The following is a 12,804-nucleotide window of genomic DNA, read 5'->3' as shown; positions in this document are numbered from 1 at the left end:
TAGAAATTACCTCAAAAATAATTATTCTAAGATTTTTTACCACTTTTTATAGAACAACCAATTGCTCTTGTTTCAGTTTTTTCTATCTTTTTTCCTAATAATAAAGCATCAACAGCATTTTCTACATATTTTTCTGTAACTGCATCTGGGTTTCTAGAACTGTCATCAATTGCACCAATATATTCTACTGTCATTTCCTTTTTACTCACAATAAAAACATGTGGTGTTTTTGACGCTCCAAATTTAGGATACACTTTTTGACCTTCATCAAATAAATAAGGAAATGTAAACCCTTTTTCTGATGCACGAATTTTCATATCTTCAAAACCATCTCCTCTTGAAGCTTTTGGGTCATTAGGATTAATAGCAATTACAGGAAATCCTTTTGATTTATATTTTGCATCTAAATCGTTAATTCTGTCTTCATTTGCTACAGAAAACGGACAAGTATTACAAGTAAAAATAATGATATAACCTTTTGCTTCTTTATAATCTGATAAAGAGACCGATTTACCATCTATATTCTTTAATTTAAAATCTTCAATTATATCACCTACTTTATAACCAGCATCCGTTTTTACGGTAAAAGCTACTGTTATAAAGGCAAATACTGATAAAATTAGTGCTGTTTTAATTGTTTTCATTTGTTAATTGATAAATGTTAGTAATTCACTTTCTAAAGTTTCATAATCAAAAGATTGTTCATAAAACTTTCTGTTATTTTTATTATAAATAATGGTTGCTGGCAAAGCGCCACTCCAATTTTCGTCAATTGCTTTAATCCAAACATCTTCATTAACATCATCTAATAAAACAACTTCAGATTGTATTTTATGCTTTTTAATAAAAGGAATTAATTTCTTTTCAACTTGTTTTGGAAAATCTAAACTCACCAATAAAACCTCCACATTTTTATCTGCATATTTTTGTTTAATTTTTTCAAAAAAAGGTAATTCTTTTACACAAGGAGCACACCAAGTTGCCCAAAAATTTATTACATAAATCTTATCATCCTTCTTTTCTAAAAAAGGTTTTAACTCACTGTAATTATACGTTTTAACTAATATTACTTCTGCTACTTTTTGCGTGTTCGTTTCTTTTACAACTTCTTTTTTACAAGAAACAAAACCAACAGAAAACAAAAAAATAAAAATTGTTTTTTTTATCATTTAATAAAAATACTTATTTTAAATACTCGATTAAAATAATTAACTCTTAATTAACAAAAAAACCTCACCAAACTAGTTTATGAGGTTTTAAAATAATGTTTTACAAGTAGTTAATTATAAATATCATTCAGCACTTTTGCCAAACGAATTCCACCTCTTTGTAATTGTGTTCTTACAGTTGCAAAATGATTGTAAGAATATTTATAACGTAAATTTTCACCTACTTTTACTGAATTATATACTTCTTTTGTAATTGCATGTACTTCATTTACCCAGTCAATAATTGTCCCTTTTTCGATTGCTTCAATTTGTTTTTTTGACAAATCGTCTGCATTTTCAGCCAATTCTACGTAACTCATTTCCCAATCATCAATCATTTTACTATCCCAAACACTGTGTAAATTTGCACCGTTTCCAAACCACTGAACTTGAATAGTATTACCACCTTTATCTTCCTTTTGCCCAATATGCATAGGTTGATGTAAATCGCCAATATAATGAATTAACATTTTTAAATGAAAATTCTGCTCTTCGTCTGTACTATTTTTATCTTTCAAAATAGCAATTGACTCATTAATTCCTGTTACTAAATCTCCTTGTGGATTTTTTTCTGCTTGTTCATAGGTTTGATCTAAATCCATATTTACATAATGTAACGGATAATATTTACTGTATTTTCTATCAGATTTTATTTCATCTGCAAATGTAGATACAAAAGCCAAACTATGTCCTTTTAGTATTTTATCAACACGTTTTTTAGTTCTTCTTGTTAGATATTTTTCTGCTATTTTACCTGTAACTCTATGCCCGTTTTTTCCCCAAAAATAAGCGTCATCCGAAGAGGATTTCATAAAAAAAAGAAACGGAATCAATAAAAGTAATTTGATTTTCATTTTAAATATTTTAAAATTAATTTTCAGCTAAAGTATAAAAAATAATACTTAATAATTTGTAAATATTAAAAAATATCCTATATCTTTGTGATATCAAAATAATATCAATTTAATCTAAACATAAATGAAATCAGAAAAAATAATTAAACCAGCAAATGGTTATTTAATGTTATTAGTAGTTTTAGTATTATTCTTTGGCGGAATAGCAACATCATTTATTAAAGAGAATCCAATCTTTCTTCCAGCTTCAATAATAGGTTTTATAGGATTTTTCGGTTTTATTTTAGTGAATCCGAATACATCAAAAGTTATTTTACTTTTTGGTAAATATGTAGGAACCATAAAAGACAATGGTTTGTATTGGGCAAATCCTTTATTTAGAAAGAAATCAATTTCTTTAAGAGCAAGTAATTTTGACAGTGAACGTTTAAAAGTAAATGACAAACTTGGAAATCCAATTATGATTTCTACGATTTTAGTTTGGAGAGTTACAGATACTTATAAAGCTGCTTTTGATGTTGATAATTACGAAAATTTTGTACGTGTACAAACAGATGCAGCTGTTAGAAAATTAGCTAGTATGTATCCTTATGATAATTTTGCTGATGAAGGCCACGATGAAGATATTACGTTACGTTCTAGCGTAAATGAAGTTTCTGAAGCTTTAGAAAAAGAAATTGACGAACGTTTATCGATTGCAGGAATTGAAGTTTTAGAAGCTAGAATTGGTTATTTAGCGTACGCGCAAGAAATTGCTTCTGCTATGTTAAAAAGACAACAAGCAACTGCAATTGTGGCTGCAAGACATAAAATTGTACAGGGTGCAGTTGAAATGGTAGAAATGGCGCTAAATGAACTAAATAAAAAACAAATTGTTGAACTTGATGAAGAACGAAAAGCTGCAATGGTTAGTAATTTATTAGTTATTTTATGTGGAGATAAAGAAGCTTCGCCTGTTGTAAATGCAGGAACTTTAAGTCATTAAATTCAGTTAACAAAAAATAAAATTAACATGAAAGAATATAAAGTAGTACAACCAAAATTAAGTTTTAGAAATCGTTTACAAAGCATGGAAGACAATTTAAATCAGTATGCAAGAGAAGGTTGGAATGTAATAAATATTGCTCCAAACTGGTCAAATATTGTTTTAGAAAGAGAAAAAAACCGCTAAAATGAAAGTATTTAAAGAAGAACAACGTTTTACGCAAAGTTGGCTAATAATTATTCTGATAATTGCTCTTATTGGTCCACTTTGTTTTGGAATTTACGGAATTGTACAGCAAATATTTTTAAAAAAACCTTTTGGAGATCAACCAATGTCTGATACTGGATTACTCGTATTCACCTTTGTAATGTTGTGTTTTTCAATTCTGATTTTCCTCTTTAAATTAACCACAAAAATTGATGAAATTGGGATTCATTATCAGTTTTATCCTATTCATTTTTCTTTAAAAACTATTAAATGGTCAGAAATAAAAGCAGCAAGAGTTAGAACTTATTTACCTCTTTCAGAATTTGGTGGTTGGGGTTTTAGAAGTGGCTTTTTTGGCAATAAAGGCAAAGGAAAAGCATTGAACATTTCTGGTGATATTGGTATTCAACTTGAATTTAAAAACGGAAATAAATTACTTATAGGAACACTAAAAGAAGCTGAAGCAAAAAGTGTTTTAGAAACCTATCAAAATAAAATAATATGATACGAGTTATTACCTACCTAATCGTTTCCATTTTCGGAATTTTAGTTTCTTTCGGGCAAATAAAATCCGAAGAAATTACAATTAAGAACGATGCAATTGAACTTCCTGGAACTTTAACTTTCTCTGAGGAAAATGCACCTTTAATTATTTGGGTTCACGGTTCTGGTGTTGTTGATAGAAACGGAAATCAACCAAATTATATTCAACAATTTAGAGAAGCAGTTAACAAAGAAAACATCGCTTTTTTTAGTTTTGATAAGAGAACAGCCAATAAAAATAATAGCAAGTATTTAAAAGATACAAAATTTACTGATTTTGCCTTAGATATTGATGTAATTGTAAATCATTTTAAAAAAGACAAACGTTTTACAAAAATCACGTTAATTGGTCATAGTCAAGGTTCTTTAATTGCTATGTTGGCGTCAAAAAATATTGATAAATATATTTCTCTTGCAGGTGCCGGAGAAACGATTGATAAAACGATTGTAAAACAAATTGGTAAAAATAATCCTACTTTAGGAGAAGCTGCTCAACAGCAATTTGACACTTTAAAAGCGAAAGGAAAAATTGAAACTGTAAATCCGTTTTTGATCAGTATTTTTGCAAAACAAAATCAAGAATTTTTATACGAATGGATGCAAATAAATCCTACAGAAGAAATTAAAAAAATTACGATTCCTACTTTAATTATAAATGGCGATAAAGATTTACAAGTTAAAATTGAAGATGCAGAAAACTTGAAAAATGCAAAACCAAATGCAGAATTGGTTATTATTAAAAATATGAATCACGTTTTAAAAAACATAGAAAAAGAGGAAGACAATTTAGCTTCTTATTATTCAGCTAATTTTCCTTTATCAGAAAAACTAATTACAACAATTGTTGAATTTGTAAAAAAATAACATGGCAAAGAAAAAAGCTTTTGCTTTACGCATAAATGAAGATATGATGAAAGCCGTTGAAAAATGGGCTGCAGATGAGTTTCGTTCTACAAACGGACAAATAGAATGGATGCTAATGCAAGCGCTTAAAGACGCAAAAAGAGAACCTAAAAAGAAGGATGAATAGCTTTATAATACAATAAATAAAAAAGGTGCTGACTTTATAATAAAGTTAGCACCTTTTTTTATGTTTAAACAATTCTTATCCTTTTGGAAAATATTCAGGAATCAATCCTTTTAGCTTTTCTAAAGTTTCATCAACAGTTAAATCGCTCATTCCACCAGAAGCATTTGCATGACCTCCACCGTTAAAATGTTCTTTAGCTAAAAAATTTACTGCATTTTCTGCTCCTTTAGAACGGAAAGAAATTTTCATAATTCCGTCTCTTTCCGTAAAAACAATCGCAGCTTTCATTCCTTTTATAGATAAAACCAAGTTTGCCAAACTATCTGTATCTCCTTTTTTATATTGATATTTTGCTAGTTCTTCTTTAGATAAAGAAATAATTGCCACATTGTGATCGTATAAAATTTCTAATTTTTCGCTCATTGCATACCCCTGTAAACGCAAACGAGTTTCTGTATTATTGTCGCTTAATTTTTCGTGAATTAAATGATGTTCTACACCTGCTGCTAAAATTTTGGCTAAAACTTCGTGCGTTCTTGGTTTTACAGAATTAAATCTAAAACTTCCAGTATCTGTTAAAATACCTAAATACAAAGGCGTTCCTATTTTTTCGTCCAACAACTCTAAATGGCCAGATTGTTCTATTAAATCTACAATTAATTGAGATGTTGAAGATGCTGTAGTTTCCGAAACTGTAATTGTAGGAAACTCATCAGGATTTAAATGATGATCAATCATAATCTTTTTACAAGTTGCTTCTTCTAATAAAACTTGCATTTCTGGTCCTACTCTATTGGTTGCATTGTAATCTAAAGAGAAAATTAAATCTGCTTTTTGCATTTCTGATGTTACTTCTTCCGGATTTTCATCCATTAAAATAATAGCAGAAGTATCTAACCAATCTAAAAAATCTGGTGCTTTATCAGGATGACAAACCATTGCTTTTTTTCCTAATTTTTCTATAAAATAAAGTAATCCTAAAGAGGAACCAACGGAATCTCCATCGGCAGATTTGTGTGCTGTAATAACGATATTTGAAGCAGCTTTAATTTCTGCCTCAATTTGTTTGTAAATATTCATGGATTGTTTTTTGTACAATTGCTACTAAAAAGCAATTGCCTTTTTTTTTAAGAAGGTGCAAAGTTAGGTTTATTATTGAGTAAAAAATGAAAGTTTTTAATTTTTAATGAATAACTAGGTTTTGATTTAAGTCTTTTATATTAAAAAAGCAAAGAAACAAGCCACATAAAGTTATTACTTCCAGTAATTTATTAAATCATCTATTTCTGCATTATTAACACCTACAAAAATATTTTCCCAATATATACTTTCATTTATCTTCACAAAAACTCTGTAATAACCAATCTCTAAACTAATCAAATCTATTTTTATTTCAGATGAATTTAAGTCGATAAATTTTAATTTTGCATTAGATTCTATTTCGTCTTCAATATATAAATCAGAATTTAATATCGAATTAAAATCAGTTTGTAGATATTTCTTAGAAGAATTTGCAGAAGTTATCCAAATTTTCGAAATTTTTTCTACTGATTTTATATTTAATAAATCAACAGATGGATTTGGGTAAAAAACAAAGTTATTGTTATTAAATTTATTAGGATTTCCTAATTCACCAGTTTTAGAACCAAAAGTGTCTACTAAATTAATTCCTGTTACTAGATTAATAGCTACTTCATTTTCAGAATCGTTATCATTATTACTACAGTTCATAAAAGAAACTACAACTAAGAATATTATTACTTTTTTCATTTTTTATTTTCGGTAAGAATAACGAAGACAAAACGTCGTTATAAATTATTTTAGAAGCAAGCGAATTTATAAGAAAATAAGTTTAAACACAAAATATTACGTTTTATGTTTGCTTTAAATTTAAATTAACACATTACTAAATACAACTCCTAAAATGTTTAAATGCTTTATAGGTACTATAATTTCTGTTTCTTTAAAAAGTGCAAAATTAGAATTATAATCAATTAAAAAAAGTAAGGAACTTTGGTTTTATTGATATCTAAAATAATGATTGCAATTTGGGTAATTAACTTGATCGTTATAATTGTTTAAGTAAGATAATATTGTTTCTGCTGCTGTTAACAATTGTACCTTTCCATTAGCTGGAAAATAATCTTCATAAACTGCTGGAATATAATCATTTGTACCAATAGTTAAAATAGTAGCATCTGGAATTGTGTTATTATTTAAATCTTTAATTTCTATATAATTTCCATTTTGCTCAATATTAATTCCAGAAAAATAAAAACCAGAACCAGCGCCTTTTAGAAAATTTTTAATTTCAGCAACAGTCATTTCATATATAACGGTTCCGTTGTTAAATGGAGAAATTTCAAAAATCTCTCTATTTGTAATATCTCCTTCATTTAACGTAGAACGAACGCCACCAGTATTCTGAAAAGTAACATCAACATTCATAGCTCCTTTTAAAGCATCCGTATAAAAACAACCAACTTGAGATTTATAATGATACAAATGAGAAAAACCAATAATTTCATTTAAATAAGGCAAATCATTATAATCGTCGATAATTGCTTTTAAATCTGCATCATATTTAGAGTAAGCATTTAAATCTATCAATTCATAATTTATTTCTTGTACAGTTTTGTCTTTAATTGTCAATTCTATTTTTCCTAGATTATTTAAATTAGCTCCAGATTGAAAAATTGGAATGTTATTAATTGTTGTATTTATTTCCTGATGAGAATGACCTCCAATAATCAAATCAAAATAAGGATATTGTTCAGCAATTTGAGAATCTGTGTTAAAACCAAGATGCGTTAAAGCTATATATACATCAGAATCTTCTTTCGATTTAATATCTGCATATTGAGTGATTACACTTTCTGGTCGTTCAAAACTAAGATTTTGAACTCTCCAAGGATGTGTTGATGGAATTGTTTGTGTATCACTTCCGTTGGTTTCTACCAAACCTAAAAAAGTAACCTTTATATCTTCAACACTTAATGTTTTATATTCAAAAGGATCTGGAATACTAGAGTTTGACATATCTACATTAGCACAAACCCAATCAAAATTAGCTTGACTCATTCTATCTGTTAATATTAATTCTCCATAATCAAATTCGTGATTTCCAAGTACAGAAACATCAAATCCAACTCGGTTCATAAGATCAATCATAGGAAAACCTTTCTGCGGATGATTATCTACAACCGGATTTCCAGAAAAAATATCGCCACTACAAACTGTTAAAACATTTGTTTCTTGCTTTTCTAAATCTATAATATGTTTAATTTTAGAAAAATTATCTAATTGACCATGTTGATCATTAATAAAAAATATAGTTAGATTTTTTTCTTCGGATGTAACAATCTTAATCTGTTCATTTTTAGAACACCCGGTAATTAAAAGAAGTATTGTTAATAAGAAAATGAATCTATTTTTCATGTAGTAATTTTTTAAAGAATACAATATCAAACTAAATTAAGCACAATTATTGTATAAAATTAGTTGGCGAAGTTATAGAAAATACAATTAGAAAAAAGTTAAATTGTTATTGGTAATTTAAATTTAATACTAAAAACAACTAAGTTAGCCAATCCAATTTTTAAACTCTTTTACGCATTCTAAAAAATATATTCTATATAAATCTGATTTTAAAACAGTTAAATATTGATTAATCACAAAATCACTTTCTTTAGAATTCAAATAAGTTCCATATTAAAAACTATAAAACAATAAATAGTATTTGAGTCAAGTATTTGAATCTTCTAAGCTACTTCTACCATAAAAGATTCTTTATAATTTTCAATTTTAGAAAAATCAAAACAGTCGATTTAATTTCTGACTCAATTTGCTTGGAAATACTCATAGAAATTTTCTGTATAATCACCAAAAAATAACTACATTAAAAACAACAAGTTAGCCTTAATTTAGAGAAAAATAACTAGTTTTATTTTGTTTTTTTCTCTAAATAAAAAATAATTAATGAAAATATAATTTCAATTATTCCGCCAACAATTACTATCAAATAAAAATATTTACTAAATAATATTCCTAATACCCCTGCTAAAATTAAAACTGCTCCAAAAATCCAATATATTTTATTTCCATAAAGAGAGTTAAATATTAAATATCGTGCACCAATAATTAAAATCATAATAGAAAAAAACCAATTGGCTTGAATTTGAAGTATAGAGTATGCTATAAAAAGACCAATAAATAATAGAATTGTACTTTCTAAAGCTAAATTAGCTAAAGGATTTTCTTTTTTATGTTTTCCTGATCGTTTTAAAGCTTTACATAATGCCATTCCTAAAGGATGAATTATCATTCCTCCGAAAAAGAAGACTAATACACTTATTTTTTGTGTATTTATTAAGGCAGTAATTCCTGAGGCTAACCAAACAAATCCTGATACGAAAGCTCCAGGAGCTCCACCAAAATAAGAATTTCTCATGTCTTTTTGCGCTTCTAATAAAGTCATATTTTGTTTTTTATTTAATAATACAAACTAGTCAATCCAACTTTTAAAATCTTTTACACGCTCTCTACTCACAATAATTTCTGTTTCAGAATAAGAGTTTAAAATTAATTTTAATCGAGAATTTGTGTATGAGATAATATCTTTAATGGCATTTATATGCACAATAAAAGTTCTATTTACTCTAAAAAAATGTTCTGGATTTAGTTGCTCTTCCCAATTTTCTAAAGAATTATCTAGCAAATGATTTCGCTTTTCTAAAGTGTGAATGTAGGTTGATTTATTTTCACTAAAAAAGCACTCAATATCATCAATAGGAATAATTTTTATATGTTGACCAACTTTAATTGACAAACGCTTTTTAAACTTTCTATCAACAGGATTGATCAATAACTTTCTAATATCATCAATATTTACCTGCACATCCGATTGTTTTGGTTGATTTTCTTTAAACTTATCTACAGCAACTTTTAATTCGTCCTCATCTAAAGGTTTCAGCAAATAATCTACACTATTTAATTTAAAGGCTTTTAGCGCATATTCGTCGTAAGCTGTTGTAAAAATAATAGCAGATTTTACTTCAATTTCTTCAAAAATCTCAAAGGATAAACCATCAGAAAGTTGAATGTCTAAAAATATTAAATCAGGATGTTCATTATTTTGCAACCAATTTAAAGACTCTTCAACAGAATGTAACATTTGTTTTGCTTCAATATCTAAAGCTGCTAACATTCTACTTAATCTTCTTGCAGCTGGCTTTTCATCCTCAATAATTAATACGTTCATTGTTTTGTTGTTGGTTGTTGGTTGTTGGTAAAAAAAATGCGCCTTCACGACTATGTAACTTTGTAATTATTTTTCTTCTTTCATAAATTCTTCAATTTTTATTTCTTCCCAATCTTTTCCATGAAAATTAAGAATATCAAACGTTTTAAGAGCATCAAATACTAAGAAAATTCCCCAAATTAACCAAAAAGGAATATACTTAAATCCATCTTCATCAAATTGATTACTTACAATAAAATCTCCAAAAAGTTTGAAAGAAAAACTCCAAACAAAAGTTAAAAACAAATTTACTAATATATATGAGACTAGATGTTTATAGAATTTTTTAATATCTTCCACTTTTTGTTTTGCTCTTATCATTTTTTTTTCAGTGAGGTTTTCCATATTTTTAAAAGTTTTTAGTAAACTTATTATCTTTATCCATCATCTCTTTAATCTTTCTTTCTTCCCAGTCTTTTCCTAATCCAAAAGATTTAAAACCGAAAACTCCTAACCAATGAAAAAACATTCCTATTCCCCAAAAAAGCCATGTAGAAACTACTCCAAAATTAGTTATTGCATCAGAAAATGAATAATTATTTTGCATTAATCCGAAAATAATAATTGCACTAATAAAAATATTTACCAAAACATACACAATTAAATGAACATAAAAACCTTTAATAGCTTTCACTCTCTTTTTAGCCCTTAAATAACTTTGCTCTTGTCTAAAATCCGATTCCATTTTCTTACTTATTTTCGTTCATAAATTCTTTAATTTTCTTGTCTTCCCAGTCTTTTCCAAATCCTAATAAATTAAAACCAAAAACTCCCAACCAATGAAAAAACAAACCTGTACCCCAACCTAAAGTAGAAAACCAAAACCAATGAAAATGGGGCTCAAAAGTTAAGTTTACATAAATAATGATAGGAATTACAATACAATATATTGTTAAATGTGTGTAAAAACCTTTTATAGCTTTTACTTTTTTTTGAGCCCTTAAATAACGCTCTTGCTGTACATTATTCGCTTCCATTTTTTATATTTTTTTGTCGTTCATGTATTCTTTAATTTTTTTCTGCTCCCAATCTTTATTCATAAATAAAGTCAAACCGAAAGTATTTAATGCTTGAAAAACAATTCCGATTCCCCAAAACAACCAAATTTTATAATTATGATAATTAAAAACTGCTTCATTAAAAGTATCTCCATCATTTATATCACCCACAATAAAAATTGCTGATAAAAATATATTTACCACAATATAAACTGCTAAATGTTTGTAAAACTTACTAATCTTTTCAACTCTTTTTTTAGCAAGAATATATCTTTGTTCTTCTGTAAAATTAGGTTCCATTATCTGTAATTTTTGTGTTTATTTTCTTTATCCATCATTTCTTTAATTTTTCTTTCTTCCCAATTAGAACCTAAGAAAATATTATAATTATTTACTTCTAAAAAGTGAAAAATTAATCCCATTCCCCATCCAAAAATTGGAAACCAAAACCAATGAAATCCTGGTGAAAATCTTAAATTTATAAAAATTAAAAAAGGAATTACCAAGCAATAAGATGCTAAATTTTGATAAAATTCTTTTAATTTTTCTACTCTTTCAACTGCTTTTACGTATTTGCTATTTTCTAAATTATCTTGATACATACTATTTTCCATTTTAATTAAGAGAGGTAAACTCACCTTAAAAGTTTTGTTATTATTTTCTATTTTTACACCTTTTGGTGTTATTAATCCATATCTATCAGCAATATTTTGCAAACCAACTTTGGTGCTTTTACCAATTGCTTCTTTCGGATTGATGTTGTTTTCAATTATTAAATAATCATCTTTTTCGTAAATATGAATCGTTAATGGTTTAGATGATGAAACCACATTGTGTTTTACTGCATTTTCTAACAAAAGTTGCAAAGAAAGAGGTACAATCTTTAAATCTGGATTGCTAACTGCATCAGGAATATTAAACTTTACAGCGTCTTCAAAACGCATTCCTAGCAATTCCATGTAGGTTTTTGCAAACTTTAATTCTTCTGTAAGCGTTATTAAATCTTTGTTTCTTTGCTCTAAAACATATCTGTAAATTTTAGATAGTTTTGTAGTAAATTTTTCTGCTTGCGCAGGATTTTCGCCAATTAAACTCGTTAAAACATTTAAGCTATTAAATAAAAAGTGTGGATCAATTTGACTTTTTAACGACTCAAATTTTGCGGTTTCTGTTTTAGCTACAATTTCTTGTTTTGTAGTTTCTTGCGTCATTGCTAATTTCCAGTTTACCATAAAACCTCTGGCGTGAAAAAAAGCTGCAACTCCTAACGAAAAAATTATAGTAATTAAATGGATCCAAACTAATTCTCCTTTAAAAAAATTATTAATATCGTGCCCGAAAAGTAATATATATTGAATAAAATGAATTACTAAAACTGCAGAAACGGTGTATAAAACTGTAGCTATAATTCCGCCCCAAACTCTTTTATTGGTCTCTTTAACCCAATCCCATTTTGTATTTAAATATTCATTAATAACTCCATTTCCAAGCCCTAAAACAAATGAATACATACCAGAAATTAAAAACACATACGCCATTCCTACCACACTAAACTGCTGATTTACAATAATAAAAAAGACACCAAGTACTACAGTTAGTTTAGTGCAAACTATAGCATCTTTTTTTATTACATTTAAAAAACTTGAATTTGATGATGTCATTTTTTGGAATTGAAATTAT

Annotated in this window: 18 protein-coding genes; 5 read left to right on the top strand and 13 right to left on the bottom strand. The window is 27.4% G+C overall.

Annotation, left to right across the window (positions count from 1 at the left end):
• Positions 1-26: 26 nt before the first annotated feature.
• The 3 genes from BLT70_RS05950 to BLT70_RS05940 form a co-directional block, all read right to left on the bottom strand.
• On the bottom strand, positions 27-644 hold the full coding sequence (locus BLT70_RS05950) for a thioredoxin family protein (protein ID WP_091892593.1): 618 nt from the start codon (positions 642-644) through the stop codon (positions 27-29).
• Between the two features lie 3 nt (positions 645-647).
• Complete coding sequence (locus BLT70_RS05945) at positions 648-1,169, bottom strand: TlpA family protein disulfide reductase (RefSeq protein WP_172824392.1); 522 nt, start codon at positions 1,167-1,169, stop codon at positions 648-650.
• Between the two features lie 110 nt (positions 1,170-1,279).
• On the bottom strand, positions 1,280-2,062 hold the full coding sequence (locus tag BLT70_RS05940; RefSeq protein ID WP_091892591.1) for a S1/P1 nuclease: 783 nt from the start codon (positions 2,060-2,062) through the stop codon (positions 1,280-1,282).
• 124 nt (positions 2,063-2,186) lie between these two features.
• Here BLT70_RS05940 and BLT70_RS05935 point away from each other — a divergent pair, with 124 nt between their 5' ends.
• The 5 genes from BLT70_RS05935 to BLT70_RS05915 are packed head-to-tail and all read left to right on the top strand — an operon-like array spanning position 2,187 to position 4,827.
• Positions 2,187-3,047, top strand: coding sequence for an SPFH domain-containing protein (locus BLT70_RS05935; protein WP_091892589.1), 861 nt, complete (start codon positions 2,187-2,189; stop codon positions 3,045-3,047).
• A gap of 27 nt (positions 3,048-3,074) precedes the next feature.
• The gene (locus tag BLT70_RS05930) at positions 3,075-3,233 is read left to right on the top strand and encodes a DUF4177 domain-containing protein (protein WP_091892587.1); all 159 of its coding nucleotides are present in this window, start codon (positions 3,075-3,077) and stop codon (positions 3,231-3,233) included.
• Between the two features lies 1 nt (position 3,234).
• Positions 3,235-3,759, top strand: coding sequence for a hypothetical protein (locus BLT70_RS05925; protein ID WP_091892585.1), 525 nt, complete (start codon positions 3,235-3,237; stop codon positions 3,757-3,759).
• The gene (locus BLT70_RS05920; protein WP_091892583.1) at positions 3,756-4,661 is read left to right on the top strand and encodes an alpha/beta hydrolase; all 906 of its coding nucleotides are present in this window, start codon (positions 3,756-3,758) and stop codon (positions 4,659-4,661) included. The genes BLT70_RS05925 and BLT70_RS05920 overlap by 4 nt, the downstream gene beginning before the upstream one ends.
• A gap of 1 nt (position 4,662) precedes the next feature.
• On the top strand, positions 4,663-4,827 hold the full coding sequence (locus BLT70_RS05915) for an Arc family DNA binding domain-containing protein (RefSeq protein WP_091892581.1): 165 nt from the start codon (positions 4,663-4,665) through the stop codon (positions 4,825-4,827).
• Between the two features lie 75 nt (positions 4,828-4,902).
• Here BLT70_RS05915 and BLT70_RS05910 read toward each other — a convergent pair whose 3' ends face one another.
• From BLT70_RS05910 to BLT70_RS05865, 10 genes are all read right to left on the bottom strand, one after another.
• Positions 4,903-5,907, bottom strand: a complete 1,005-nt coding sequence (locus BLT70_RS05910; RefSeq protein WP_091892579.1) for a bifunctional oligoribonuclease/PAP phosphatase NrnA — start codon at positions 5,905-5,907, stop codon at positions 4,903-4,905.
• Positions 5,908-6,081: 174 nt separating this feature from the next.
• The gene (locus BLT70_RS05905; RefSeq protein ID WP_091892577.1) at positions 6,082-6,597 is read right to left on the bottom strand and encodes a hypothetical protein; all 516 of its coding nucleotides are present in this window, start codon (positions 6,595-6,597) and stop codon (positions 6,082-6,084) included.
• Positions 6,598-6,846: 249 nt separating this feature from the next.
• Positions 6,847-8,265: a bifunctional UDP-sugar hydrolase/5'-nucleotidase gene (locus tag BLT70_RS05900; RefSeq protein ID WP_091892575.1), complete on the bottom strand. Its 1,419-nt coding sequence runs from the start codon at positions 8,263-8,265 to the stop codon at positions 6,847-6,849.
• 505 nt (positions 8,266-8,770) lie between these two features.
• Positions 8,771-9,304, bottom strand: coding sequence for a hypothetical protein (locus BLT70_RS05895; RefSeq protein ID WP_091892573.1), 534 nt, complete (start codon positions 9,302-9,304; stop codon positions 8,771-8,773).
• 27 nt (positions 9,305-9,331) lie between these two features.
• A complete protein-coding gene (locus tag BLT70_RS05890; RefSeq protein WP_091892571.1) occupies positions 9,332-10,087 on the bottom strand; it encodes a LytTR family DNA-binding domain-containing protein in 756 nt (251 codons plus the stop codon).
• Positions 10,088-10,153: 66 nt separating this feature from the next.
• Positions 10,154-10,471: a 2TM domain-containing protein gene (locus BLT70_RS05885; protein ID WP_091892569.1), complete on the bottom strand. Its 318-nt coding sequence runs from the start codon at positions 10,469-10,471 to the stop codon at positions 10,154-10,156.
• Positions 10,472-10,475: 4 nt separating this feature from the next.
• Positions 10,476-10,811, bottom strand: coding sequence for a 2TM domain-containing protein (locus BLT70_RS05880; RefSeq protein ID WP_091892567.1), 336 nt, complete (start codon positions 10,809-10,811; stop codon positions 10,476-10,478).
• Between the two features lie 4 nt (positions 10,812-10,815).
• The gene (locus BLT70_RS05875) at positions 10,816-11,103 is read right to left on the bottom strand and encodes a 2TM domain-containing protein (RefSeq protein WP_091892565.1); all 288 of its coding nucleotides are present in this window, start codon (positions 11,101-11,103) and stop codon (positions 10,816-10,818) included.
• 3 nt (positions 11,104-11,106) lie between these two features.
• Positions 11,107-11,424, bottom strand: a complete 318-nt coding sequence (locus BLT70_RS05870; RefSeq protein ID WP_091892563.1) for a 2TM domain-containing protein — start codon at positions 11,422-11,424, stop codon at positions 11,107-11,109.
• Positions 11,424-12,785, bottom strand: a complete 1,362-nt coding sequence (locus BLT70_RS05865; RefSeq protein ID WP_091892561.1) for a 2TM domain-containing protein — start codon at positions 12,783-12,785, stop codon at positions 11,424-11,426. Before BLT70_RS05865 ends, BLT70_RS05870 begins: the two co-directional genes overlap by 1 nt.
• Positions 12,786-12,804 lie beyond the last annotated feature (19 nt).

Origin of the sequence: Polaribacter sp. KT25b, assembly GCF_900105145.1 — a bacterium.
Taxonomy (GTDB): Bacteria; Bacteroidota; Bacteroidia; order Flavobacteriales; family Flavobacteriaceae; genus Polaribacter.
The sequence above is the reverse complement of the archived record's forward strand: the minus strand, read 5'-3'. Positions and strand labels throughout refer to the sequence as shown.

Bases quoted from the DNA above. Each gene is read 5' to 3' on its own strand.
- BLT70_RS05915 (WP_091892581.1), top strand. From the start codon at position 4,663: ATGGCAAAGAAAAAAGCTTTTGCTTTACGCATAAATGAAGATATGATG.
- BLT70_RS05920 (WP_091892583.1), top strand. From the start codon at position 3,756: ATGATACGAGTTATTACCTACCTAATCGTTTCCATTTTCGGAATTTTA.
- BLT70_RS05865 (WP_091892561.1), bottom strand. From the start codon at position 12,785: ATGACATCATCAAATTCAAGTTTTTTAAATGTAATAAAAAAAGATGCT.
- BLT70_RS05950 (WP_091892593.1), bottom strand. From the start codon at position 644: ATGAAAACAATTAAAACAGCACTAATTTTATCAGTATTTGCCTTTATA.
- BLT70_RS05890 (WP_091892571.1), bottom strand. From the start codon at position 10,087: ATGAACGTATTAATTATTGAGGATGAAAAGCCAGCTGCAAGAAGATTA.
- BLT70_RS05910 (WP_091892579.1), bottom strand. From the start codon at position 5,907: ATGAATATTTACAAACAAATTGAGGCAGAAATTAAAGCTGCTTCAAAT.
- BLT70_RS05930 (WP_091892587.1), top strand. From the start codon at position 3,075: ATGAAAGAATATAAAGTAGTACAACCAAAATTAAGTTTTAGAAATCGT.
- BLT70_RS05885 (WP_091892569.1), bottom strand. From the start codon at position 10,471: ATGGAAAACCTCACTGAAAAAAAAATGATAAGAGCAAAACAAAAAGTG.
- BLT70_RS05935 (WP_091892589.1), top strand. From the start codon at position 2,187: ATGAAATCAGAAAAAATAATTAAACCAGCAAATGGTTATTTAATGTTA.
- BLT70_RS05870 (WP_091892563.1), bottom strand. From the start codon at position 11,424: ATGGAACCTAATTTTACAGAAGAACAAAGATATATTCTTGCTAAAAAA.
- BLT70_RS05940 (WP_091892591.1), bottom strand. From the start codon at position 2,062: ATGAAAATCAAATTACTTTTATTGATTCCGTTTCTTTTTTTTATGAAA.
- BLT70_RS05925 (WP_091892585.1), top strand. From the start codon at position 3,235: ATGAAAGTATTTAAAGAAGAACAACGTTTTACGCAAAGTTGGCTAATA.
- BLT70_RS05905 (WP_091892577.1), bottom strand. From the start codon at position 6,597: ATGAAAAAAGTAATAATATTCTTAGTTGTAGTTTCTTTTATGAACTGT.
- BLT70_RS05880 (WP_091892567.1), bottom strand. From the start codon at position 10,811: ATGGAATCGGATTTTAGACAAGAGCAAAGTTATTTAAGGGCTAAAAAG.
- BLT70_RS05895 (WP_091892573.1), bottom strand. From the start codon at position 9,304: ATGACTTTATTAGAAGCGCAAAAAGACATGAGAAATTCTTATTTTGGT.
- BLT70_RS05875 (WP_091892565.1), bottom strand. From the start codon at position 11,103: ATGGAAGCGAATAATGTACAGCAAGAGCGTTATTTAAGGGCTCAAAAA.
- BLT70_RS05945 (WP_172824392.1), bottom strand. From the start codon at position 1,169: ATGATAAAAAAAACAATTTTTATTTTTTTGTTTTCTGTTGGTTTTGTT.
- BLT70_RS05900 (WP_091892575.1), bottom strand. From the start codon at position 8,265: ATGAAAAATAGATTCATTTTCTTATTAACAATACTTCTTTTAATTACC.